21 protein-coding genes and 2 tRNA genes are annotated in these 23,290 nt (G+C 63.5%); 19 read left to right on the top strand and 4 right to left on the bottom strand.

Going from position 1 to position 23,290, the window contains the following annotated elements; genetic code table 11:
* Positions 1–15 precede the first annotated feature (15 nt).
* Genes S4A8_RS03420 through S4A8_RS03410 form a run of 3 tightly spaced genes read left to right on the top strand, consistent with a single transcriptional unit; the run spans position 16 to position 4,138 of the window.
* The gene (locus tag S4A8_RS03420; RefSeq protein ID WP_353219035.1) at positions 16–2,088 is read left to right on the top strand and encodes a putative bifunctional diguanylate cyclase/phosphodiesterase; all 2,073 of its coding nucleotides are present in this window, start codon (positions 16–18) and stop codon (positions 2,086–2,088) included.
* A 5-nt stretch (positions 2,089–2,093) separates the two neighbouring features.
* Positions 2,094–3,815 carry a circadian clock protein KaiC gene (gene kaiC, locus S4A8_RS03415; RefSeq protein WP_353219034.1) on the top strand — a complete coding sequence of 574 codons (1,722 nt, stop codon included), beginning with the start codon at positions 2,094–2,096 and terminating at the stop codon, positions 3,813–3,815.
* Entirely contained in the window at positions 3,812–4,138 is a 327-nt protein-coding gene (locus S4A8_RS03410) for a circadian clock KaiB family protein (RefSeq protein ID WP_353219033.1), read from the top strand. The genes kaiC and S4A8_RS03410 overlap by 4 nt, the downstream gene beginning before the upstream one ends.
* A gap of 12 nt (positions 4,139–4,150) precedes the next feature.
* On the opposite strand, the gene prmC is transcribed toward S4A8_RS03410, so the two are convergent.
* From prmC to hemA, 3 genes are read right to left on the bottom strand one after another with little or no spacing between them, the layout of a single operon-like run.
* Positions 4,151–4,981, bottom strand: coding sequence for a peptide chain release factor N(5)-glutamine methyltransferase (gene prmC, locus S4A8_RS03405; RefSeq protein WP_353219032.1), 831 nt, complete (start codon positions 4,979–4,981; stop codon positions 4,151–4,153).
* Positions 4,982–4,988: 7 nt separating this feature from the next.
* Positions 4,989–6,074 carry a peptide chain release factor 1 gene (gene prfA, locus S4A8_RS03400; RefSeq protein WP_353219031.1) on the bottom strand — a complete coding sequence of 362 codons (1,086 nt, stop codon included), beginning with the start codon at positions 6,072–6,074 and terminating at the stop codon, positions 4,989–4,991.
* On the bottom strand, positions 6,071–7,384 hold the full coding sequence (hemA, locus tag S4A8_RS03395) for a glutamyl-tRNA reductase (protein WP_353219030.1): 1,314 nt from the start codon (positions 7,382–7,384) through the stop codon (positions 6,071–6,073). The genes prfA and hemA overlap by 4 nt, the downstream gene beginning before the upstream one ends.
* Before the next feature lie 257 nt (positions 7,385–7,641).
* Between hemA and S4A8_RS03390 the strand changes: the two genes are divergently transcribed.
* The 11 genes from S4A8_RS03390 (at position 7,642) to S4A8_RS03340 (ending at position 16,838) form a co-directional block, all read left to right on the top strand.
* Positions 7,642–9,282, top strand: coding sequence for a tetratricopeptide repeat protein (locus tag S4A8_RS03390; protein ID WP_353219029.1), 1,641 nt, complete (start codon positions 7,642–7,644; stop codon positions 9,280–9,282).
* Complete coding sequence (gene lolB, locus S4A8_RS03385) at positions 9,279–9,905, top strand: lipoprotein insertase outer membrane protein LolB (protein WP_353176885.1); 627 nt, start codon at positions 9,279–9,281, stop codon at positions 9,903–9,905. The genes S4A8_RS03390 and lolB overlap by 4 nt, the downstream gene beginning before the upstream one ends.
* A 467-nt stretch (positions 9,906–10,372) precedes the next feature.
* Positions 10,373–10,447: transfer RNA gene (locus S4A8_RS03380), tRNA-Gln, on the top strand.
* Between the two features lie 219 nt (positions 10,448–10,666).
* Positions 10,667–11,620, top strand: a complete 954-nt coding sequence (locus tag S4A8_RS03375) for a ribose-phosphate diphosphokinase (RefSeq protein WP_353176886.1) — start codon at positions 10,667–10,669, stop codon at positions 11,618–11,620.
* A gap of 169 nt (positions 11,621–11,789) precedes the next feature.
* Complete coding sequence (locus S4A8_RS03370; protein WP_502950698.1) at positions 11,790–12,524, top strand: 50S ribosomal protein L25/general stress protein Ctc; 735 nt, start codon at positions 11,790–11,792, stop codon at positions 12,522–12,524.
* A gap of 48 nt (positions 12,525–12,572) precedes the next feature.
* Positions 12,573–13,163: an aminoacyl-tRNA hydrolase gene (gene pth, locus S4A8_RS03365; protein WP_353219028.1), complete on the top strand. Its 591-nt coding sequence runs from the start codon at positions 12,573–12,575 to the stop codon at positions 13,161–13,163.
* Between the two features lie 51 nt (positions 13,164–13,214).
* Positions 13,215–14,306, top strand: coding sequence for a redox-regulated ATPase YchF (gene ychF / locus S4A8_RS03360; protein WP_353219027.1), 1,092 nt, complete (start codon positions 13,215–13,217; stop codon positions 14,304–14,306).
* Positions 14,307–14,390: 84 nt separating this feature from the next.
* Positions 14,391–14,466 (top strand) — tRNA-Met (locus S4A8_RS03355).
* Between the two features lie 183 nt (positions 14,467–14,649).
* Entirely contained in the window at positions 14,650–16,053 is a 1,404-nt protein-coding gene (locus S4A8_RS03350) for an ABC1 kinase family protein (protein ID WP_353219026.1), read from the top strand.
* Positions 16,054–16,097: 44 nt separating this feature from the next.
* Positions 16,098–16,598 (top strand): DUF2505 domain-containing protein, encoded by a 501-nt coding sequence (locus tag S4A8_RS03345; protein ID WP_353176891.1) that lies wholly within the window; start codon positions 16,098–16,100, stop codon positions 16,596–16,598.
* Positions 16,599–16,601: 3 nt separating this feature from the next.
* On the top strand, positions 16,602–16,838 hold the full coding sequence (locus S4A8_RS03340) for a DUF2970 domain-containing protein (protein ID WP_353176893.1): 237 nt from the start codon (positions 16,602–16,604) through the stop codon (positions 16,836–16,838).
* A 26-nt stretch (positions 16,839–16,864) separates the two neighbouring features.
* On the opposite strand, the gene mutS is transcribed toward S4A8_RS03340, so the two are convergent.
* On the bottom strand, positions 16,865–19,495 hold the full coding sequence (gene mutS / locus S4A8_RS03335; RefSeq protein WP_353219025.1) for a DNA mismatch repair protein MutS: 2,631 nt from the start codon (positions 19,493–19,495) through the stop codon (positions 16,865–16,867).
* 306 nt (positions 19,496–19,801) lie between these two features.
* Here mutS and S4A8_RS03330 point away from each other — a divergent pair, with 306 nt between their 5' ends.
* The 5 genes from S4A8_RS03330 (at position 19,802) to S4A8_RS03310 (ending at position 23,233) form a co-directional block, all read left to right on the top strand.
* Positions 19,802–20,311: a CinA family protein gene (locus tag S4A8_RS03330; RefSeq protein ID WP_353219024.1), complete on the top strand. Its 510-nt coding sequence runs from the start codon at positions 19,802–19,804 to the stop codon at positions 20,309–20,311.
* A gap of 19 nt (positions 20,312–20,330) precedes the next feature.
* Complete coding sequence (gene thpR / locus S4A8_RS03325) at positions 20,331–20,885, top strand: RNA 2',3'-cyclic phosphodiesterase (RefSeq protein WP_353219023.1); 555 nt, start codon at positions 20,331–20,333, stop codon at positions 20,883–20,885.
* Positions 20,886–20,963: 78 nt separating this feature from the next.
* Complete coding sequence (recA, locus tag S4A8_RS03320) at positions 20,964–22,049, top strand: recombinase RecA (protein ID WP_353219022.1); 1,086 nt, start codon at positions 20,964–20,966, stop codon at positions 22,047–22,049.
* 30 nt (positions 22,050–22,079) lie between these two features.
* Positions 22,080–22,559, top strand: a complete 480-nt coding sequence (locus tag S4A8_RS03315; protein ID WP_353219021.1) for a regulatory protein RecX — start codon at positions 22,080–22,082, stop codon at positions 22,557–22,559.
* 374 nt (positions 22,560–22,933) lie between these two features.
* Complete coding sequence (locus tag S4A8_RS03310) at positions 22,934–23,233, top strand: MTH1187 family thiamine-binding protein (RefSeq protein WP_353219020.1); 300 nt, start codon at positions 22,934–22,936, stop codon at positions 23,231–23,233.
* Positions 23,234–23,290 lie beyond the last annotated feature (57 nt).

The following is a 23,290-nucleotide window of genomic DNA, read 5'->3' as shown; positions in this document are numbered from 1 at the left end:
GGAATCGGCTAGCGCATGAACGATTACCATTATCTGGCCGAGCACAGCCCGGCGGCGCTTTTACTGGTGCAGGCCACGGGCACGATCATCGCAGCCAATCCGGCGGCCTGTCGGATGCTCGGCCGGCAACGCGAACAGTTGCAAGCGCTGGCGGTCGATGACTGGTTGCAGCACGCCAGCCAGGTTCTCTCCGTGATCGCCGCCGCGCCCGACAAGGCCGTTGCCGTGACGCTGTATACAGGCGATGGCGCGCAATTGGCAGCACAACTGCATGTGCGCTGGTCCGAGCACGCCGATCACGGGCGTGTGGCCAGTCTCGCCTTGAGCCGGATCGCCACCCAGGCGCGGCGGACCGACGATCGTGCGCGTGCTGCTCGCACCGCGATCGAGCATATGGACGAGGCCGCGGTGCTGCTCGATGCCGAGGCGCGTATTCGCGCGCTGAATCCGGCCTATACGCGTATCACCGGTTATACCGAAGCCGAAGCCCTCGGCCAGCCATTGCAGTTGCGCGATTCGCAGCACGAGGAGGGCTTTCTGCTCGATCTGCTTGCCGGGCTCGAAGCCGGCCAGGGATGGGCGGGAGAGATGAATAGCCGCCGCCGCGCCGGCGAGTATTACCCGGCCTACGTCAAGATCACCGCGCTCGATCGTGCCGATAAGGATGGCGATCGGCTATTCGTGGCCGTGTTTCGGGATCTGAGCGCCGACAAGGCGTATGAAGCACGCATCGAGTATCTCGCCCATTACGATACGCTCACCGGTCTGGCCAATCGCACGCTGATCGAAAAACGCGCCGAACTCGCGCGGATCGCGGTGGCCCGCGATGGCCGGCACCTGGCTCTGTTGTTTCTCGATCTGGACGGTTTCAAGGCGGTCAACGATTCGCTTGGCCATGCGTTGGGCGACGAGCTGCTCTGCCATGTCGCCGACCGTTTGCGCAGTGCTGTCAGCAAGACCGATATCGTCGCGCGTCAGGGCGGCGATGAATTCGTGATTCTGCTCGACTCGATTTCCAAGCCGGAAGATGCCGCCTATGTGGCCACCCGCATCCAGGAAAAGTTGCGGGTGCCGTTGACGCTGGGCGACCAGACGGTGTTCACGACCGCCAGTATCGGCATCAGCTGTTACCCCGACGACAGTCAGGACCTGACCACGTTGCTGCGTAATGCTGACATGGCGATGTATCGCGCCAAGCGTCAGGGGCACGGCCGCTATGTGTTCTATCGGCCCGAGATGGATGCCAATGCGCACTGGATGCTGCAGCTGCGCAACAACCTGCATCGCGCGCTCGAACGCGACGAGCTACATGTGTATTACCAGCCGTTCGTGGATGTCACCACCGGGCGGGTCACCGGCATCGAGGCACTGCTGCGCTGGCAAAGCGACGAGCTGGGCATGGTATCGCCGAGCGATTTCGTGCCGATTGCCGAGGAAACCGGGTTGATTCTGGAAGTCGGTGAATGGGTATTGCGCCAGGCCTGCCAGCAGCTTCAGCGTCTGCACGCCCAGGGCTACGACCATTTGCGCGTGGCGGTGAATCTGTCCGCGCGCCAGTTCCGCCAGACCGATCTTGTCGCCCAGATCGCGGCCGTGCTCGAACAAACCGGCCTGGACGGACGCCATCTGGAACTCGAGATCACCGAAACGGTGCTCATGGAACAGGCCGGCGCGACCCTGGATACGCTGCATGCCCTGCAGGCGCTGGGTGTTGCGGTCGCGCTCGACGATTTCGGTACCGGCTATTCGTCGTTGAGCTATCTGCGCCGGTTCCCGATCACCTATCTCAAGGTCGACAAATCCTTCGTCGACGGCATCCCTGGCGAAAAGGGCGATCTCACCATCACCCGCACGATCGTGGCCATGGCTCGCAGCCTGGGCATCCGCGTAACCGCCGAAGGCGTGGAAACCCTCGAACAGCGAAAATGGCTGCGCCATTGGCACTGCGAAGAGGCCCAGGGTTATCTCTACAGCCTGCCGCTGGCCGCAGACGATCTGGAATGGCTGCTGAGCAATCACGAGGTGTTGCCGCTGGGCAACGAAACCGGCACGCTGGCGAGTGAACCAACTCAACTGAGCAAGGAATAGACGTAGTGGCGAAGCGAGAACTCGTAGCCACGCCGCGCCTGGCGACCGGTGTCGAAGGCCTGGACGCCTTGCTCGGCGGTGGCTTGCCCGATCGACGCCTGACCCTGTTGTACGGCGGTACCGGCGTGGGCAAGACCGTGCTCGCGCTGGAAATACTGGTCAACAGTGCGCGCGAGGGGCTGCCCGGCGTGGCCGTGGGTTTCGAAGAAGGCCCGGACGAACTGGTCGAAAACCATGTCTCGTTCGACTGGGGCCTGGCCGAGACCGTGGACGACAAGATCCATCTGATGGCTGCCCGTGTCGAGGACGAGTTCTATAATGCCGGCGCTTTCGATATTTCCGGTCTGCTGGCCGCTATCGAAGCCAAGGTCAAACAGACCGGGGCGCGCTGGGTACTCATCGATGGCCTCGATGCGCTGCTGGGTACGCTCGGCGACCGCGTGGCGGCGATGCGCGAACTGTTCCGGCTCAAGCACTGGCTCACGGGCTGCGGCGTGGCGGTGATCATGACCGCCAAGCTCGATCACCCCGATACCACCGGCGGTACGCATTTTCGCGATATGCCTTATGTCGCCGATTGCGTGATCAAACTCAGCAACGTCGCCCACAAGCGCACGTTTGCGCGCACGCTGCGGGTGGTCAAGCTGCGCGGCGGCCAGAGCAGCAGCGCGGAAATGCCGTTCGTGATTCGCAGCAGCGGCGTGCTCGTTGCCGAACGAGAAAACTACCCATTGACCGCCAAGGTGTTCGACGAGCGCCTGGGCACCGGCCTCGATCGGCTGGATACCATGCTCCGTGGCGGGTTGATCCGTGGCAACAGTGTGCTCGTATCCGGGCCGCCGGGCGCAGCCAAGACCAGTCTTGCCGCCTGTTTCGCGCGCGAGATGGCCGAGCGCGGCGAGCGTGTGCTCTATGTGAGTTTCGACGAGGCAGGTGATCAGATCGTCGAGGATTTGCTGTCGGTGGGTATCGACCTGCGTCCCTATGTGGGCAGCGGCTTGTTGCAGATCCACGGCATCCTCGCGGGTGCGACGAGTGCCGAAGCGCACTATATCGATATCCATCACGCGATTCGCGAGTTCGCGCCCGCGCATATCGTGGTCGACCCGATCTCGGCGCTGGTCAAGGCTGGCGGCCTGGAGATGGCGGTCGATGTCAGTGATCGGCTGCTCGATCTCGCCAAGGCCAGCGGTACTACGTTTTATGTCACCGCGCTGTCGTCGTCGCGGACGCCGGGCTCGGATATGGAAAGCCATCTCGCCAATATCGTCGATGTATGGATCGGCGTGAGTTATCGCGTCGATGAGGGCGAGCGCAATCGCGCGCTGTCGGTGATCAAGGCGCGGGGTATCAACCATTCCAATCAGATACGCGAACTCACGCTCGACGACAGCGGGCCGAGCCTGGCCGATGTGTATATCGCCAGCGGCGAGATGCTGATGGGCTCGGCGCGCCTGCGCGAAGAACAGGACGCCGCCGCGCGCCGACGCAGTGAACAGCATCGCTACGAACGCGATCGTCAGCGCGTGGAAAACGAGATCGCCGATACCAGCGAGCAGATCGCCACCCTCACGCGCAAGCTCGATCAGCAGCGCGTCGATCTCGAACAGCTCGAGCGCCACGCCCAGGACCATCTCGAGCAGCGCGTACAGGATCGGGGACGCCTGCTGCGCAGCCGCGGCGCGGATGCCAACGATCGCCGGTTTTCCGATGAGTGGCCGTCATGAGCGAAGTGCAGCCGGTGAACTGTGACGCAGAGCCGACGCAGGCCCATCCTCGGGTTCAGTTGTTCGTCGCGGGCGATTCGCCCAGCTCGCGGCGGGCGCGGCGTGCGGTCGAGGCAGCGCTGGGTGCGCAGGCACAGTCATCGGGCCTGCGTTTCGAGGTGGTCGATGTATTACGCGAACCCGAACGCGCGCTCGAATCCAAATTGCTGGCCACGCCGACGTTGATTATCGAACATGGCGGTACCGTCAGCCGCTATGTCGGCGACCTGTCCCAACGCGAAGACGTCGCTTACGAACTGGCTCAGGCACTCGAGCGGGACTGAATCGGCCCGCGCTCATAACCGGGCACAGGTGACCCGCTCGTTACCGCCCAGGTCGCGGATCGTTTTCACGTTTGCCCAGCCGCCGAGCAGGCCACGTACGGCCGCGCCCTGATCGGCACCGTGTTCGAGATACAGCGCGCCCCCGGGATTGAGATGATCGCGCGCGCCGGCGACGATCTTGGCCAGATCGGCCAGGCCATTGTCGGCTGCGACCAGCGCGGCCTCGGGTTCGTGGCCGAGCTCGGGCGCGGCCAGATGTCGATCGCCGGGCGCGACATAGGGTGGGTTGGATACGATGATATCGAAACGCTGATCGCCTATGGCGCCATACCAGGGCCCGCGGGCGAAAACGACCGTTTCGATGCCCAGTCGTGTTGCGTTGGCCTCGGCACAGGCGAGCGCCGCGGCGCTGGCATCGGTGGCTACCAGCCGCCAGTCGTTGCGTTCGCTGGCCAGCGCCAGGGCGATGGCGCCGCTGCCCGTACCCAGATCCAGCACATCACGACGCTGCGCATCATGGTGCTCGAGTACCGCTTCCACCAGCGTTTCCGTATCCGGGCGCGGAATGAGCACCGCCGGCGTGACCGCGAGGTCGAGTGTCCAGAAGCCGATATGGCCGGTGATATAGGCCAGCGGCTCGCCGGCGGCGCGGCGCGCGAGCAGGGTATCGAAGCGCGCGCGCACGGCATCGTCAACGCGCTCATGCGCATGAATCAGCAGCCAGCTGTGGCCCACGCCCAGCGCGTGTTCGAGCAATCGGATAGCATCCAGATCGGGGCTGTCGCTGTGTCCGCGCAGGCGTGTACCTGCGGCGCGGCGCAGCGTCTCGACGGTCGCGTGCACGCGGTGTTTAGGCTGCGCCCATTTCGGCGAGCAGGTCGGCCTGGTGTTCGCTGGTCAGGGCATCGACGATCTCCTCGAGATTGCCGGCCATGACGTCGTCGAGCTTGTAGAGGGTGAGGTTGATACGGTGATCGGTGACGCGGCCCTGCGGAAAGTTGTAGGTACGGATACGCTCGGAGCGATCGCCGCTGCCCACCAGTTTCTTGCGCGTGGCAGCCTGTTCGCTGGCCTGTTTGTCCTGTTCGGCGGTCAGCAGCTTGGTCTGCAGCAGGCTCATCGCGCGTGCCCGGTTTTTATGCTGGGAGCGTTCCTGCTGGCACTCGACCACCACGCCGGTGGGGATATGGGTGATACGAATCGCCGAGTCGGTCTTGTTGACGTGCTGGCCGCCCGCGCCGGCCGCGCGGAAGGTATCCACGCGCAGATCGTTGGGGTCGATCTTGATCGCCTCGATTTCGTCGGCCTCGGGCAATACCGCTACGGTGCACGCGGAGGTATGAATCCGGCCCTGGGATTCGGTGGCCGGTACGCGCTGAACGCGGTGCGCGCCGGATTCGAACTTCAACCGCGAAAAGGCGCCGCTGCCGATCAGGCGCGAAATGACTTCCTTGTAGCCGCCATGTTCACCCTCGCTGGCCGACAGTATCTCGACCTGCCAGCCCTGTTTTTCGGCATAGCTGGAATACATGCGCAATAGATCGCCGGCGAACAGGGCGGCTTCGTCGCCGCCGGTGCCGGCTCGGATTTCCAGATACAGATTGGCATTGTCGTTCGGGTCGCGCGGGATCAGGTGCTTGCGCAATGCGGCTTCCAGGCCGGTCAGGCGGTCGCGGGCATCGTCGAGTTCCACCTCGGCCATTTCCCGCAACTCGGCCTCGTCGGATTGTTCCATTTCCTCGAGATCGGCGATTTCATCGACCAGAGCGCGCCAGGCGCGATAGTCCGCCGCCAGCGACTCGAGCTGGGCGTATTCCTGGGACATGCGGCGGAACTTGTCCTGATCGCCGATGACCTCGGGGTCGGCCAGCGAATGCGCGAGGTCCTCGTGGCGTTCGACCAGTTCCTCGAGTTTTGCGCGCAGGGAATCTTTCATTCGTTGTCTTCTATATTCGTCTTGGAAAACAGGTCGCGCGCGCTGTAGGGCGGCGTTTCGCGATCGAGCTGGAACAGCTGCCGGGCGCTGGTCAGCAGTTCCTGCTGGTGCGCGCCGCGGGCCTTGCGCAATGTGGCGCTCGGCTCGTGCATGAGCTTGTTGGTCAACGTGTGGGCCAGGTAGGCGAGCACGTCGTCGGCGGCTTCGCCCCGGCCCAAACGCCGTCTTGCCTTGGCGAGCACGTCGTCGCGATCGGCATAGGCCTGATGGCGCAGATCGCGAATGGTATCGATCGCCTGGCGCGAGTCCAGCCAGTCTATATATTCCTCGATACGGACATCGAGCATGCCGTCGGCCAGCGTGGCCGCCTTTTCGCGCGAGCGGCGATTATCGTCGATCACGCTTTGCAGGTCATCCACCGAATACAGGTAGATATCCTCGAGCTTGCCGGCGGCCGGGTCGATATCGCGCGGCACGGCCAGATCGAGCGCGAACATGGGCTTGCGTCGGCGTTGTTTGACGGCGCTGCGTAGCTCGTCGAAGCGCACCAGATAGCCGGGCGCGGCGGTCGAGGAAATCAGCATGTCGGCTTCGGCCAGATGGGTGGCGACATCCTCGAGTGCGATGGCATAGCCGTGATAGCGCGTGGCCAGGGCCTGGGCGCGCTCGATGCTGCGGTTGGCGAAGATCATGCGTTGCACGCCGGCCTCGGCCAGGTAACGCGCGGCCAGATCGACGGTTTCGCCGGCGCCGATGAACATGGCCGTGGTTTCGGTCAGGTCGGCAAAGATCTGGCGGGCGAGGCTGACCCCGGCATAGGCGACCGATACCGGATTGGCGCCGATATCGGTCTGGGTGCGAATCTGCTTGGCGACGGCAAAGCTGTGCTCGAACAACCGGGTGAGCAGTGGCCCGGCGCCGCGCGCGGCACGGGCGCTGCGGTAGGCGTTTTTCATCTGTCCGAGAATCTGCGGCTCGCCCAGAATCATCGAGTCCAGGCCGGCGGCTACGCGCAGGCTGTGGCGCACGGTTTCCCGGTCGCGATGAATATAGAAATAGGGCGCCATATCGTCGTCATTGAGGCCGCGCTGTTCGCACAGCCAGTGCCGCAGGCAACCGTCACCGGGGGCGTCGGTTACCGCATAGAGTTCGGTGCGGTTGCAGGTCGACAGGATCGCGCCCTCGTGCACATGCGGCAGACGCAGAAAATCGTCGAGCGCGGCATCGAATTGCTCGGGGGGGAATGCCGCGGTCTCACGTACCGAGAGCGGGGCGGTGATATGGTTCAGGCCGACGGTCAGCAGCGTCATTGCACTATTCTACCGCTACAGTCACTTACGACGCGCGCTTTGCATAGCCGCTGGCTGGATCGTCGCGCTATCATTGATTCATGCATATTATTAATCCGGCACCAAAACGGCTGACGGTGTCAGCTGTTTTCAACGCCATAGGAAAAAGAACATCGGCGCCTGTTCGTCGTTCTTTTCCTATGGCTTCGCGGCGGCTCCCCGCGGCGTCGCTCGTCCTGGCTGTGTTGCTGGCCAGTGGCTGCGCGAACACGTCGGCCATGCGCGCCGATACCGATGTACGTATCGACGCCAACGCCATGCCTGCGAGCCCGGTAAGTCGCCGCGAGGCCTACGAATATCACGTGCTCGCCGGCGAAATGGCGATCCAGCGCGATAACCGCGTCCTGGCTGCGCGCGAATATGTGGCCGCGCTCGATTATTCCAACGACCCGGCGCTGGCACGACGCGCCACGCGGATTGCGCTGTTCGCCGAGCAGCCCGCGCTGGCGTATCGCGCGGCCGGCACCTGGGCGCGCACCGCGCCGGATTCGCTCGACGCGCAGCGTACCGCTGCACGCATGGCGGTGGCCAACGAAGATGCCGAAGGCCTGGCGATCTATGCGCCGGCGCTGGTCGCGGCCGCAGCTTCGCCGGATATCGGTTATCGCCTGCTTGCCGACGTGGTCAGTGGCGCGCCGAATGCCACCGACATGGTGCTCGATACGCTCACCGACATGGCCCGCGCCGATCGTGACAGTGCGCCCGCGCAATACGCGCTGGGCGTGGTCGCGCTGCGTTATGGTCGCAGCGAAATCGCCGCGCGTGCCGCCGAGCGCGCGCTCGCGCTCGATCCGAACTGGAACGATGCGGTGCTGCTACAGGCCGGGGTCTGGATTCGTGCCGGCGAAACCGAAAAGGCTCGGCAGCTGGTCGACCGGCTGCCCGGTAATGCCGCCAGCCGTGCCCAGTACCATCTGGCGCTGGCGCGGCTGCTCATCGAAGCCGATCAGGAAGATGCTGCGCTCGGGGAATTCGAACAGGCAATCGAGCTGCAACCCGACAATACCGACGCCCGCTATGGTCTGGCGATTCTGTCGTTGAGCCTGGGCCAGCTCGCACGCGCCGAAACCGCGTTCGAGCGGCTCTACAAAAATGGTGAGCGTGCCGACGACGCAGCCTTCTATCTGGGTACGATCGCCGAACAGCGCGAAGACTATGGCCAGGCCCAGCGCTGGTATCAGCGGGCCGAAAACGGCGGGCATGCCTTCGAAGCCCAGGTGCGCGCCGCACGCATGATCTTCATGCAAGACGATCTGCCGGGTGCACAGCGACGGCTCGCCGAGTTGCGCACTACCTATCCCGATCTGGTCGAACAGCTCTATGCGGCCGAAGGACAGCTGCTCTACGAGGCCGATGAGCCGCGCGCGGCGCTGGATATCTACAATCACGGCCTCGAAGAAGTGCCCGATAGCAGCGAGCTGCGCTATGGGCGCTCCATGGCCTACGAACGCCTCGGCGATATCGAAGCGGCCAAGGCGGATTTGCAGGCCGTGCTCGATGCCGAGCCGGACGATGCCCGCGCGCTCAATGCCCTGGGTTATCTGATTGCCAATCACGGCACCGATTACCAACGCGCCGCAGACTATATCCAGCGCGCCCTCGAAGCCGAACCCGACAATCCCGCGATTCTCGATAGCATGGGTTGGGTGGCGTATCGTCTGGGTGATCTGGACGCGGCCCGGCATTATCTGGAGCGTGCCTATCGCGAATTTCCGGATGCCGAGGTGGCTGCGCATCTGGGCGAGGTGCTCTGGCAGCAGGGCCAGTACGAGGCCGCGCGGCGCATCTGGCAAAAGGCCATGACCGACAATGCCGAGCACCCGGTGCTCACTGAAACCATCAAGCGTCTCGACCCATGAAGAAACTGTTTATCGTGCTGCTCGCCGCGGCCGTGCTGTCCGGCTGCGCGATCATCCGCAAGCCGCCGGAAACCGAAGCCGGTGTCGTCAATGCTGCGGCCTGGGCCGCGCACAAGAAGGAATTGGCCGATTTTCGTATCTGGTCGCTGCAGGGGCGCGTGGCCACGGGCCAGTTGCTGGGCTGGACCGGCAATCTGAGCTGGCGCCAGCAGGGCGACGCGTTCGATGTGCGCCTGTCCGGGCCGCTGGGCGCCGGCGGGTTTCGTGCCAAGGGCTCGCTGGACGACGTGGTCGTTATTCAGACCAAGGATGAACGCTTTGTCACCACCGAGCCGGATGTGCTGGTCGAGCGCACGCTGGGTTGGACGTTTCCGCTCGAGCCGCTGCGCTTCTGGGCGCGTGGGCTACCCGCGCCCGGCGGCTACGATCGCATCAGCGTGAATGCGCAGGGGCGCATGATCTCGCTCGAACAGCAGGGCTGGGCGCTGTCGTTTCCAGACTATGTCGAACCTGAAAACACCCCGGCCGTGCCGCGCCGCATCGTGCTCGACAACGGCGAAACGCGTATTCGGCTGGTGGTCGATCGCTGGTTCGATATCGATGCTGTATCGCGCGCGAATTGACACCGGCCGGAGCAGTCAAGAAAATACGCGGCCTTCGAGCCGGATGACGATTGGTTTTCAGCCGGCTTGAACCAAAGCAACGACCGATGGATGGTCGTAGCCAGGCGGTAAGGCATCGGGTTTTGATCCCTCTGCGCCGCAGGCACGATGATCCCGCAGGTTCGAGTCCTTGCGCGCAGCGGCAGGATTCGAACGAACGAAGACGATGAAGTTAGATGGGGTGGTGCAAGCGGTAAGGCATCGGGTTTTGATCCCCCTGCGCCGTAGGCACGATAATCCCGCAGGTTCGAGTCCTTGCGCGCAGCGGCAGGATTCGAACGAACGAAGACGATGAAGTTAGATGGGGTGGTGCAAGCGGTAAGGCATCGGGTTTTGATCCCCCTGCGCCGCAGGCACGATAATCCCGCAGGTTCGAGTCCTTCCGCGCAGCGGCAGGATTCGAACGAACGAAGACGACACAGTTTAGATGGGGCGTAGCCAAGCGGTAAGGCATCGGGTTTTGATCCCGTGTACCGCAGGTTCGAATCCTGCCGCCCCAGCCATACAAGCGTTCGCGTGAGCGGACACGAGAGACAGCCGGGGCGGCTGGATGAGGACCTGCAAGGTTCGACGCAGCGCGCGAAGCGAACAGCATCGCCACGCGCAGCGCGACGACATGACAGGGCTCAGGCGATAACGCTGCGCCGCCCGCGCTTGACGCAGATTAATCGTCCGCAACGCGGATCGCTCATTTTCAATTGACAGCACGGCAGCACGAACGCATGGCGGACTCCAGGTTGATGGTCTTTACCGGCAACGCCAATCCGGCGTTGGCCAAGGATGTGGCCGGTTACCTCAAGCTGCCGGTGGGCAAGGCGAGTGTCGGCAAGTTCTCCGACGGCGAGATCGCGGTCGAGATCGAGGAAAACGTGCGCGGGCGCGACGTGTTCGTGGTGCAGTCCACCTGCCGGCCCACCAACGACAACGTCATGGAACTGCTGATGCTCATCGATGCGCTGCATCGGGCATCGGCAGGCCGTATTACCGCGGTGGTTCCATATTTCGGCTATGCCCGCCAGGATCGACGCCCGCGCAGCGCGCGCGTGCCGATTTCGGCCAAGGTTGTCGCCAGCATGCTGGGCGCGGTGGGCACCGATCGCGTACTCACGGTCGATCTGCATGCCGATCAGATCCAGGGCTTTTTCGACATGCCCGTGGATAACGTCTATGCCTCGCCGGTGCTGCTCGGCGATATCTGGCGTCAGAAGGACGAAAAGCTGATTGTCGTCTCGCCCGACGTGGGCGGCGTGGTGCGCGCCCGGGCGCTGGCCAAGCGTCTGGACGATGCCGATCTGGCGATCATCGACAAGCGTCGTCCCAAGGCCAACGAGGCCAAGGTGATGAACATCATCGGCGATGTCAGCGGCAAGACCTGTATCATGGTCGACGACCTGGTGGATACCGCCGGCACCCTCTGCCAGGCGGCCGATGCGCTCAAGAATCAGGGCGCGACCAAGGTCAAGGCCTATGTCACGCATCCGGTGCTTTCGGGCAAGGCCATCGAAAACATCAGCAATTCGCGCCTGGACGAGTTGGTAGTCACGGACACCATTCCGCTGTCGCCCGATGCGGCGGCCTGCGGCAAGATTCGCCAGCTGCATATTGCCGCACTTCTGGCCGAAACCATCCGCCGGGTAAGCAACGAGGAGTCCGTGTCCACGCTGTACGTGGACTAGACGCGTAACCGGCGCCTGCCCGGTCGCGCTGCGGGTCGTGCATTTGCCGTTCAAGCGCGTATACTACGCGGTCTTTTGAGGCCGGTGGGCGGCGGCCCGCCATAAAACACAACGATCGAGCGGTCGACGGAGCGTCCGGCGGCCGTCCTTATTATTGGAGCGAATCGATATGGAAGCTTTCGAGCTGAATGCGGAAAAACGTACCGCGAAGGGCCGCGCCGAGAACCGTCGCCTGCGTCGTGAAGGCCGCGTGCCGGCCATTATCTATGGCGGCAACGGCGAGCCGGTGATGCTCACGCTAGAGCATAACGACCTCGACCATCATCTGGATAACGAGGCGTTCTTCTCGCACATTATCAAGATCAAGATCGACGGCGGTGCCACCGAAGAGGTCGTACTGCGTGATCTGCAGCGTCACCCGGCCAAGCCGTTTATCGAGCACGCCGACTTCCTGCGCATCGTCGCCGGCGAAGCGCTGCGCATGAGCGTGCCGCTGCACTTCGTGGGCGAAGAAGAGTGCCCGGGCGTGGCCGACGAAGACGGCGTGGTCCAGCACAACATGAACGACATCGAAATCGAATGTCTGCCGCGCGATCTGCCGGAGTACATCGAAGTCGATTGCTCCAAGCTGCATCTGCATGACTCCGTGCATCTGAGCGAGCTGGTGCTGCCGGAAGGCGTCCAGATCGTCGAACTGATGGGCGACGAGGAAGACCAGACCGATCGCACCGTCGTGTCGGTTCAGGTGCCGCGTGCGGCGATCGAACTCGAAGCCGAGGAAGAAGCCGAAGCCGAGGCCGAGGCCGAAGCGGCTGTCGTGGAAGGCGAAGAAGGCGAGGCCGAAGACGGCGAATCCGAGGGCGAAGACGCGGGCGACGCCGCCGACGAAGACGAAGACAAGTAGTCTTCGTCTCGCTCGGGCGAACGTGCGCGCAGGCACCGCGGTGATGGCGTGAGCGAGTCGATTCGCGCGGTCGTGGCGCTGGGTAATCCCGGCGCCGATCATGCCAGCGACCGACACAATGTCGGTTTCTGGCTCGCCGATCGGCTGGCCGAGCGCTGGCGCGTTGCGTTTTCTTCCGAGCGCAAGTTCAAGGGCGATCTGGCACGCCACGGCATGGGCGATGCCAGCGTCTGGCTGCTCAAGCCGACGACGTTCATGAACCGCAGCGGCGATGCGGTGCAGCCGTTATGCGCCTTTCACAAGATCGCGCCGGAAAGCGTGCTGGTCGTGCACGACGATCTCGATCTGCCGGCTGGCACCGCCCGCTTCAAGCAGTCGGGCGGTCACGGCGGACATAACGGCCTGCGCGATATCACCCGCGTGATCGGCGCCCAGTACAAGCGCCTGCGCATCGGTATCGGCCATCCGGGTGATCGCGCTCAGGTGTTGTCCTACGTGCTGGGCACGCCGTCTCCGGATGATCGCATCGCAATCGACACCGCCATCGATGCCGGTATCGAGGCGCTCGAACTGGCCCTCGACAAGAGCTGGGATCACGGCGCGCAGAAGCTCAATTCCCGCAAGGCGCCGTCCGCTTGACGCGCGCTTGGTAGCGCGGCCCGCGTTACACGCCATCAAAAGGTAGATCAAATGGCTCTTCAGGTCGGTATCGTCGGTTTGCCCAATGTGGGCAAGTCCACTCTTTTCAACGCGCTTACCGCGGCCGAAATCCCGGCCGAGAACTACCCGTTCTGTACGATCGACCCGAACGTGGGCGTGGTGAGCGTGCCCGATCCGCGCCTGGCCGCGCTGGCCGGTATCGCCAGCCCGGAGAAGACGATCCCCACCGCGATCGAGTTCGTCGATATCGCGGGCCTGGTCGCGGGTGCCTCCACCGGCGAGGGGCTCGGCAACCAGTTTCTGGCCAATATCCGCGAAACCGATGCGATCCTGCATGTCGTGCGTTGTTTCGAAGACGACGATGTCATGCATGTGTCCGGCCGGGTCGACCCGATCGCCGATATCGAAACCATTGATACCGAACTGGCGCTGGCCGATCTGACTACGGTCACCCGTGCGGTGGATCGCACCGCAAAGGCCGCCAAATCCGGCGACAAGACCGCGAAGCGCAATTTCGAGCTGTTCGAGCGCGTGCGCGATCATCTGGACAGCGGCGCGCCGGTGCGGGCGATGGATTTGAGCGATGACGACCGGCTGACGCTGCGCGAGCTGCATCTGATCACCGCCAAGCCGGCCTTGTTCGTCGCCAATGTCGACGAGAACGGCTTCGAGAACAATCCCTTGCTCGATCGCGTGGCCGAACATGCAGCCGCCCAGAATGCGCCGGTCGTGTCGGTATGCGCGTCTCTGGAAGGCGAGCTGGCGCAACTCGATGGCGACGACAAGAACGAATTCCTGGCGGATCTCGGCCTGGAAGAGCCCGGCCTGGATCGCGTCATTCGCGCTGCCTACGAACTGCTCGGCCTACAGACCTTTTTTACCGTCGGGCCCAAGGAAGTGCGCGCATGGACCGTACGTCGGGGCGCGACCGCGCCGCAGGCGGCGGGCGTGATCCATACCGATTTCGAACGCGGCTTCATTCGCGCGGAAGTCATCGGCTACGACGACTATGTCACCCTCAAGGGCGAGAAAGGGGCCAAGGAAGCCGGCCGTCAGCGTCTCGAGGGCAAGGAATACATCATGGTCGAGGGCGATGTGGTGCACTTTCGTTTCAACGTCTGAAAACAGCCCGTTGGGTGCAGCGTTGTCGCCTGTCACGAAAGGGTTGACACAACGGCCCTCGGCGAAGAAACTACGCGGCTTTCCGGCTATGTAGCTCAGGGGTTAGAGCATCGCATTCATAATGCGAGAGTCGGTGGTTCAAATCCACCCATAGCCACCAGGCGACGTGCCCCTTCGATCATCTCGAAGGGTAAAAAGGGATCCGGCGGGCGCCGGATCCCTTTTTTTATGCCCGCCCGCGTGGGCTGTTACGGTACGCCGCGCGTATGGGTATCGATCCTGATCCGGCAAGCGGCGGCGACCTGATAGACTGCCAACTTTATCCGGCGTTCCGAAAGCCCGTATGCCCAGCAAGTCCGACCGTAACCGGAAGCCGCTCAAGCTCAAGACCGGCTCCTTCGACCGTAATGCCGCCATGGCCCGTATGGGCGTCATGGCCGGTGCTTCGTTTGCTGGTCATACGCTGGGCAACATGTTCCGCAGCAAGGAAGGCCGCGAGCGCCGCAACCGCGAGTTCTACGTCAAGCAGGCACAGTTTCTTGCCGATGAACTGGGCCAGCTCAAGGGCAGCGTGATGAAGGTCGGCCAGATGCTGTCGGTCTATGGGCAGTACTTCATGCCGCCGGAAGCCATCGAGGTATTGCGCAGCCTGCAGGACGACAGCCCGCCGGTGGCCTGGGAAGAGCTCGAGCCGGTGGTCGTCGAGCGCCTGGGCGAAAAGCGTCTGGCCGAGCTGGAGATCGACCCGGAGCCCATGGCCGCGGCGTCGCTGGGGCAGGTGCATCGGGCCACCCGCAAGTCGGATGGCATGGAGCTGTGCGTCAAGATCCAGTACCCGCGTCTGGCAGACGCGATCGACAGCGATATCCGCACCCTCACCCAGATCGTGCGGCTCGCGCGGCTCGTGCCCAAGGGCATGGAGCTCAACGCGATCATGGAAGAAGTGCGCGAGATGATCTACCGCGAGGTGGATTACGACCGCGAACTGCGCATGACCCGCGAGTTCGCCACGCGCCTGGAAGGCGACGACCGCTATGTGGTGCCGCAGGTGTTTCCGGAATACTCGACGGAAACGGTGCTGGTGACGTCCTATGAAAGCGCCCATCACGTGCAAAGCGAGACGGTGCAGGGCCTGGAACAGGGCCGAAAGAACGAGATCGGCCGGCATGCCCTGGATCTGTTCTTTCGGGAATTCTTTGTCTGGGGCATCGTTCAGACCGACCCGCATTTCGGCAATTACAAGATTCGCCTGCGCGACGACGGGCCGGATCAGATGGTACTGCTGGATTTTGGCGCCACGCGCGAATTCGCCCCGCGTTTTCTCGGCTCCTACTACGATGTGGTGGCCGGCGCCTTCGAAAAGGATGCCAAGCGGCTGATCGACGGCGCGATCGGAATCAACCTGTTGCGCCGCGATTCGCCCCAGCATGTTTTCGATGCCTTCGCCAAGGTCGGCATGCTCATGATCGAGCCGTTCGCCGATGATGCGCCGGATGAGCTGACCACGCCGGACGGCGCCTATCGCTGGGGCGAATCCGACCTGCCGTTTCGTGTATCGCGCGCGGTATCGGATGCCGCGATTTCACGCTGGTTCCGGATTCCGCCCCGCGAGATCGTGTTTCTGCATCGACGCATGGGCGGTGTGTTCGTACTGCTGGCGGTGCTTGATGCCGAAATCGACGCACACGACATGCTCGCCAGCTATCTTTATCGCGAAACGGAAGTCGACCCCGAGCGCGCCGGCTGATACGAGCCGTTGCGCGCTGCGATTCATTCAAAGGAAAAGCATAAATGAAGTTTGAGGAAACCTTCGATTTCGATTATTCGCTCGAAACGGTGATGACCATGTTCACCGACGAGAACTACTTCATCGCCAAGTACGAGCGCATGGGCACGCACAAGCCGGAGCTCGTGAACTGCGAAAAGAAGGACGATCATTTCTCGATCACCGTACGCCACGCGCTCGATGCCAACCGGCTGTCGTTCCCGGAGATCATCCAGAAACGCATCGGCGATCGCGTAATGCTGCGCCAGACCGATGCCTGGGACATCCCGCGCCGTAGTGGCCGGATCGATATCGACATCGAAAAAACGCCGGTCAATATCGCCATCGATATGCGTCTGACCGACGATTCCGGTAAGGCGCGTCTGAAGCTGGCCTTCGATATCGACGCCCAGGTGCCGTTGCTCGGCTCCAAGATCGAAAAGGCGATCGCCGGCCCGATCACCGAACGCTTCAAGCGCGATATGCAGATATCGAACAAAATGGCGGCCGAGTACGCCAGCGCCTAGGTCATGAGCGAACACAAGCGCCCGCAAGAACAGGACTCTGAGACCCGGCGCCCGCCGACGCTCTGGCAGAGCTGGATGAGCGTGCTGGCCGCGTTTTTCGGCGTGCAATCGAGCGCCAACCGCGAGCGCGACTTTACTCGCGGCAAGGCCAGCCATTTTATCCTGCTGGGGGTGGTGGCGACCGTGTTGCTGATCGCCTTGCTGATCGGGCTGGTGAAGTTCGCGACGTCGATGGCCTGAGCGCGCCGAGCGCGGCCAATCGCGGCTTAGCCCGGCTCGCCGCTTTGCGAGGCCAGACGCTTGAAGCGGTAGAGCAACTCGAGCGCCTCGCGCGGGGTGAGTTCGTCGCAGTCGAGTTCGGCCAGTGCTTCGTGGATCGGGTCGGGCTCAGCCGGTTGTTTTTCGCTGGGCGCTGACTCGAACAGGCCCAGCTGTGGGCCGGATTGGGCACGCGACTGAGCTTCCAGCTCGGCCAGATGCTTTTCGGCCTGGCGAATCACGGTTCGCGGCACGCCCGCCAGCGAGGCCACCTGCAAACCGAAACTGCGCGAGGCAGGCCCGGGACGGATTGCATGCAGAAACACCAGTTTCTGCTCGCCGCCGCTGTTGTAGTCGGCGACTTCGAAATGGGCATTACGGCTGGCGGGCCAGTCCTCGGCGAGCTGGGTGAGCTCGAAATAATGGGTCGCGAACAGCGTGTAGGCCCGGTTGTGACGGGCCAGGCGCTCGGCCACCGCGCGCGCCAGGGCCAGGCCGTCGTAGGTCGAGGTGCCGCGCCCGATCTCGTCGAGCAACACCAGCGAGCGCTCGGTGGCGTGGTGCAGGATCTGCGCGGTTTCACTCATTTCCACCATGAAGGTGGACTGGCCGGCGGATAGATCGTCGCCCGCGCCGATGCGGGTGAAAATACGATCGAGCGGCCCGATTTCGGCAGCCTCGGCCGGCACGAAACTGCCGATATGGGTCAACAGCACGATCAGCGCGGTCTGGCGCATGTAGGTGGATTTGCCGCCCATGTTCGGGCCGGTGATCAGCAGCACACGGCAATCGTCGTCGAGCTGGGTGTCGTTGGCGACGAAGGGCGTATCCGAGAAATGCTCGACCACCGGGTGGCGTCCGCCGGTGATATGAATACCGGGTGTATCGGTGAGCGTGGGTGCGACCCAGTGATAATCGAGCGCACAGCGCGATAGCGCGCAGAGCACGTCGAGGCTGGCCAGCCCCGCGGCGATCGCCTGCAGTTTGGGCAGATGCGTGGCCAGGGTCTCGACGAGCTCGGCATACAGCGCCTTCTCACGTGCAAGCGCGCGCTCGCGGGCCGACAGCACCTGATCCTCGAACTGCTTGAGTTCGGGCGTGATATAGCGCTCGACCGCCTTGAGCGTCTGGCGGCGTTGGTAGTCGATGGGCGCCGCATCGGCATGTACGCGGCCCATTTCGATGTAATAGCCGTGTACGCGGTTGTAGCCCACCTTGAGCGTATCCACGCCGGTACGCTTGCGTTCACGCGTTTCCAGATCGGCGAGATAGCCGTCGGCGTTGGCCGACAGATCGCGCAGTTCGTCGAGTGTGTCGTCGTAGCCGCGCGCGATCACGCCGCCGTCGCGCACAACGACGGGCGGCTCGGCGACCACGGCGCGCTCGAGCAACGCGCGCACGTCCTCGGCCGGGTCGATCTGTTCGTGCAGCGCGGCCAGCAAGGGCGCATCCAGGTCGGCGAGCGTCCGGCGAATGGCCGGCAGTGCGCCCAGCGCACGGCTCAGGCCCGATAGATCGCGCGGGCGTGCCGAGGCCAGGGCGATACGGGTGGCGATACGCTCGACATCGGGAATTTCCTTGAGGCGTTCGGACAGCCCGGCATGGCTACCCGAGAGCAGCGTTTCGATCGCCAGATGCCGGTGGCGCAGGATATCGAAATTACGCAACGGCTCGGCCAGCCAGCGGCGCAGGGCTCGCGCGCCCATGGTCGTGGCACAGTGATCGAGCAAACCGACCAGGCTGTGCCGGCTATCGCCCGAGGCGCTGCGTTCGATTTCCAGATTGCGGCGCGTGGCCGCGTCCAGCACCAGCGTATCGGTGACCGCATAGGTGCGCAGACTCTTGATATGTGACAGCGCCGCCTGCTGTGTCGCCTCCACATAATCGATGAGCGCGCCGGCCGCGGCGATTGCCCGCGGCAGATCGGCACAACCGAAGGCATCCAGCTGGGCGACTTCGAAGAATCCTTCCAGGCGCCGGCGTGCGCTGATTGCATCGAACAGCCAGGCCGGGCGATGGGTGAGAGCCACGCCGTCGCTGGGCAATGCCAGCGTGGTCTGCTCGCTGATCACGATCTCGGCAGGATCCAGGCGGGCCAGTTCCGCGGCCAGCGCGGTTTCATCGGCGACCTCGGTGACCGCGAAATCGCCCCGCGCGAGTTCCAGCACGGCGATACCGATCGCCCGTTTGGCCGGCGCGATAGCCACGATCAGATTGGCCCGACGTGCATCCAGCAGGGCATCGTCGGTGACCGTGCCAGGGGTGACCACGCGCACGACTTCGCGCTTGACCGGGCCCTTGCTCGCGCCCGGCGCTTCGAGTTGTTCGCAGATCGCCACCGACTCGCCGCGCGCGATCAGGCGTGCCAGGTACTGTTCGGCGGCGTGGTAGGGCACACCGGCCATGGGAATCGAGCGCCCCGCCGATTCGCCACGCGCGGTAAGGGTGATATCGAGCAGTTCGGCGGCGCGATGGGCATCGTCGAAGAACAGCTCGTAGAAATCGCCCATGCGATAGAACAGCAGCATATGCGGATAATCCGCCTTGATGCCGAGATACTGGCGCATCATCGGCGTATGCGCGGCGTGCGCGCTCGCTTGGCTGTCCGTCGATGATTCGGTGCTGGGGCGTGCGCTCATGAAGCAGTCTGTATGGATAAACAAGCCAGGGCAGGCCCGGAACGGGCCGCAGCGCGCAATTGTAGACGCGTGCGCCCTTGCGCGCAGAATCCTGGCGGCCTGACAGGCGGGGTCAAGCTTGAATTACGATTCATGCGATCGATTGCGCAACACCCACGGGGCTGATGCGCGGTTTTCCAGCGCCGTTAAAACCAGCGCTGCCGGGCGCTGTCGTAGGGTCCAAGGCCCTGCAAGCGCTTGCGGCAACGCGGTGTTCAAGTCGCCGCGTCGATATTTTCCTGGCCGATTAACAGGCATAATACTGTCATGACCGTACCTTACGATGCCCGACGTTCGATTGCCTCGTTGGTCGATCAGCTCGCCACACTGCTGCCCGGCCGCGGTGAAACGCTGGCCACCGCCGAGTCGTGCACCGGCGGCCTGATTGCGGCTGCCTGTACCGAGCGGGCCGGCAGCTCGGAATGGTTCGAGCGGGGGTTCGTGACGTACTCGAATGCGGCCAAGCACGAGAGTCTGGGCGTGGACGCGGATCTGATCGAACGCCATGGCGCGGTCAGCGAGCCCGTGGTCGCGGCCATGCTCGAAGGCACGCTCGGCCATAGTCCGGCCGACTGGGCCATTGCCGTATCCGGCGTTGCCGGCCCGAGCGGCGGCAGTGCGGACAAGCCGGTGGGCACGGTTTTTATCGGCTGGCGCGCGCGCGGGGCAGAGCCGGAAGTCGTGCGCTATCAGTTCGAGGGCGACCGGGACGAAGTGCGCAGCCAAAGCGTGGTCGCGGCCCTCGTGGGCCTGCGCGAGCGTATCGACGCCGGCTGAATCGAACCCCGGATCGTTCGTGGTCGACACGCAACCGCCGAGCGCAAACGTACAACGGCTGTTCTTTGCCTTGATGCCCCCGGCCGGGATCGCCAAGGCGATCGCAGCTCGTGGCCAGACGCTGGCGCTCGACGGGCGTGTGGTCGAAACCGAGCGCTTGCACCTGACTCTAGCGTTTCTCGGCCGCATCGAGGCCGAGGCCTGTACGCAGCTATGCGAAAAAGCCAGCCGTGTGCAGGCGCCGGCATTTACGCTCGTGCTGGATCGGCTGGGCTGTTTCGTACGCCCGGGTATTGTCTGGTTGGGGCCATCGGTCGTACCGGGCCCATTGCTGGACTTGGCGGCGAAACTGGATAAAAATACAGCGTCGGCTATTGAGAAGGGGCGCTACCGGCCGCATGTCACGATCAGACGCAAGGCCATGGCCGTCGAAGGCCGAGCGATCGCGCCGATCGAATGGCCGGTCAGCGATTTTTCCTTGATTGCCAGCGGTGAATCCGGCCGGCCGGGCGTCTATCGCGAGCTGGGCCGATGGCCATTGGGCGCCCGCTCGGTTGGGCCGCGCGGGCTATGAAATAATGGCGGGGCGCGTCACCATATCGCTGTGATCGATACGGCGATCGTATCCACGAACGACAAAGCGACGAGAATTATGGACGAAGATCGTAAAAAAGCACTGGCCGCTGCGCTGAGCCAGATCGAGCGCCAGTTCGGCAAGGGCTCGGTCATGCGGATGGGCGACCAGGACACCAGCAATATCCCGTCCATCTCCAGCGGTTCGCTCACCCTGGATATCGCGCTGGGTATCGGCGGTTATCCGCGCGGTCGCGTGGTCGAAATCTACGGCCCGGAATCGTCGGGCAAGACGACGCTTACGCTACAGGCGATCGCCGAATGCCAGAAGGCCGGCGGCACGGCCGCGTTCATCGACGCCGAGCACGCGCTGGATCCGACCTATGCCGAAGCGCTCGGCGTGGATATCGAAAACCTGCTGATTTCCCAGCCCGATACCGGCGAGCAAGCGCTCGAGATCGCGGACATGCTGGTGCGTTCGGCGGCCGTGGATATCGTGGTGGTCGACTCGGTGGCAGCGCTCACGCCCAAGGCGGAAATCGAAGGCGAAATGGGCGACTCCCATGTCGGTCTGCAGGCGCGCCTGATGAGCCAGGCACTGCGCAAGCTCACTGCGAACATCAAGCGTACCGGCACCACGGTGATGTTTATCAACCAGATCCGTATGAAGATCGGCGTGATGTTCGGCAGCCCCGAAACCACGACCGGCGGTAACGCGCTCAAGTTCTATGCTTCGGTACGCCTGGATATCCGCCGTATCGGCGCGATCAAGAAAGGCGACGAGGTCATCGGCAACGAAACCCGGGTGAAGGTGGTCAAGAACAAGATGGCGCCACCGTTTCGCAAGGCCGAATTCGAAATCCTCTACGGCGAGGGCAGCTCCCGCGAAGGCGAAATCATCGACCTGGGCGTGGCCAACAACCTCATCGAAAAAGCCGGCTCCTGGTATTCCTACAACGGCGATCGTGTCGGTCAGGGCAAGGACAATGCCCGCAACTTCCTCAAGGAAAACCCGGAAATCGCCCAGCAGCTCGAAAACGCACTGCGCGAAAAGCTGCTCGCGCCCAAGCGCAAGAAGAAGGACGAGCAGCCCGAGGCCGAGGCTGCCGAGGGCGAAGCCGCAGACGATCTGCTGGGCTCGGCCCAGGGCGGCAAGAAAGGCTAGCGCCATGCCGGTTCACGCAGCGACAAAGCGATGAGCCAGCCAACCTATAGCGACGAGCCGCTCGACCCCGAGGCCGAGCGGCTCGCAATCCGAAAACGGGCGATGGATATGCTCGCACGGCGCGAGCATGCGCCGGCGGAACTGGCGGCCAAGCTGTCCAAGCGCGATCACGAGCGCGATCAGATCGATTCAGTGCTGGACGAACTGATCGACGACGGGCTGTTGTCGCCGAGCCGCTATGCCGATGCCATGGTGTCGTCGCGCGCGTCTCGCGGCATCGGCCCGGTGCGCATCCGCGCGGAATTGGCGGCGGTACAGATCGACGACGCCGAGATCGAACGCGCACTCGCCGACAGCGAAACCGACTGGAACGTGCTCGCCGAGGAAGTACGCGCCAAACGCTTTGGCGCGGCCCAGCCCGAGGATTTTCCCGCCAAGGCCAAGCAGATGCGTTTTCTTCAACGCCGCGGTTTCGATATGGACATGCTCAACGCAGCCTTTGACGATTGAACGGCCGGGCGTCGACGCCCGGCCTGCCGGTGCCAAGGCATGCGTGACCACGCGCAAATGCCGGCAGGCCGCATCCGCAGCAGACCGGGCAGGTTGCCAGCGATCAGCTTCGTTCGGTCCTGTTTCATCAAGCAAACCGGTCCGCGAATGAACGCCAATAAACGCGAATACGAGCCAGCACTTTTTATGTAAACCGTTGAGCATGCCGCGCGAACAGCAAGCCAAGTGGCCTGGCGCGATCTGTCTTTCGCCTTATTCGCGTGTCTTCGCGTTCATTTGCGGACAACCTGCTTGCTCTGTGCATAGCCAGCTGCGGTTCATGCATAGTCAACAGGTAACTTTTCAGCCCAAGCGTTGCCGCCGCGGAGTGCCTCATGAAAATCACCGCCGAAATCTGTGTCATTCCCATGGGCGCGGGTGTGTCCGTATCGCGTTTTATCGCCGCCTGTCAGCCGATTCTCGACAACGCCGGTCTGAATCCGGTCGCGCATGCCTACGGCACGAATGTGGAGGGCGAGTGGGACGATGTGTTCGCCGCGTTCAAGCAATGCCATCAGACCATTCATGACCTGGGCGCGCCGCGCGTGTTCACCACGATCAAGCTCGGTAGCCGCAGCGACCGCGAACAAAGCAATCAGGACAAGCTCGATAGCCTGCGCCAGCAGGCTGACTGACGAGGCATTCAGCGGTAGGGCAGGCGGAAAGGCTCTGTTAAACTATCGCGCTATTTG

The organism is Salinisphaera sp. S4-8, from assembly GCF_040361235.1.
Lineage (GTDB): Bacteria > Pseudomonadota > Gammaproteobacteria > Nevskiales > Salinisphaeraceae > Salinisphaera.
The sequence above is the reverse complement of the archived record's forward strand: the minus strand, read 5'-3'. Positions and strand labels throughout refer to the sequence as shown.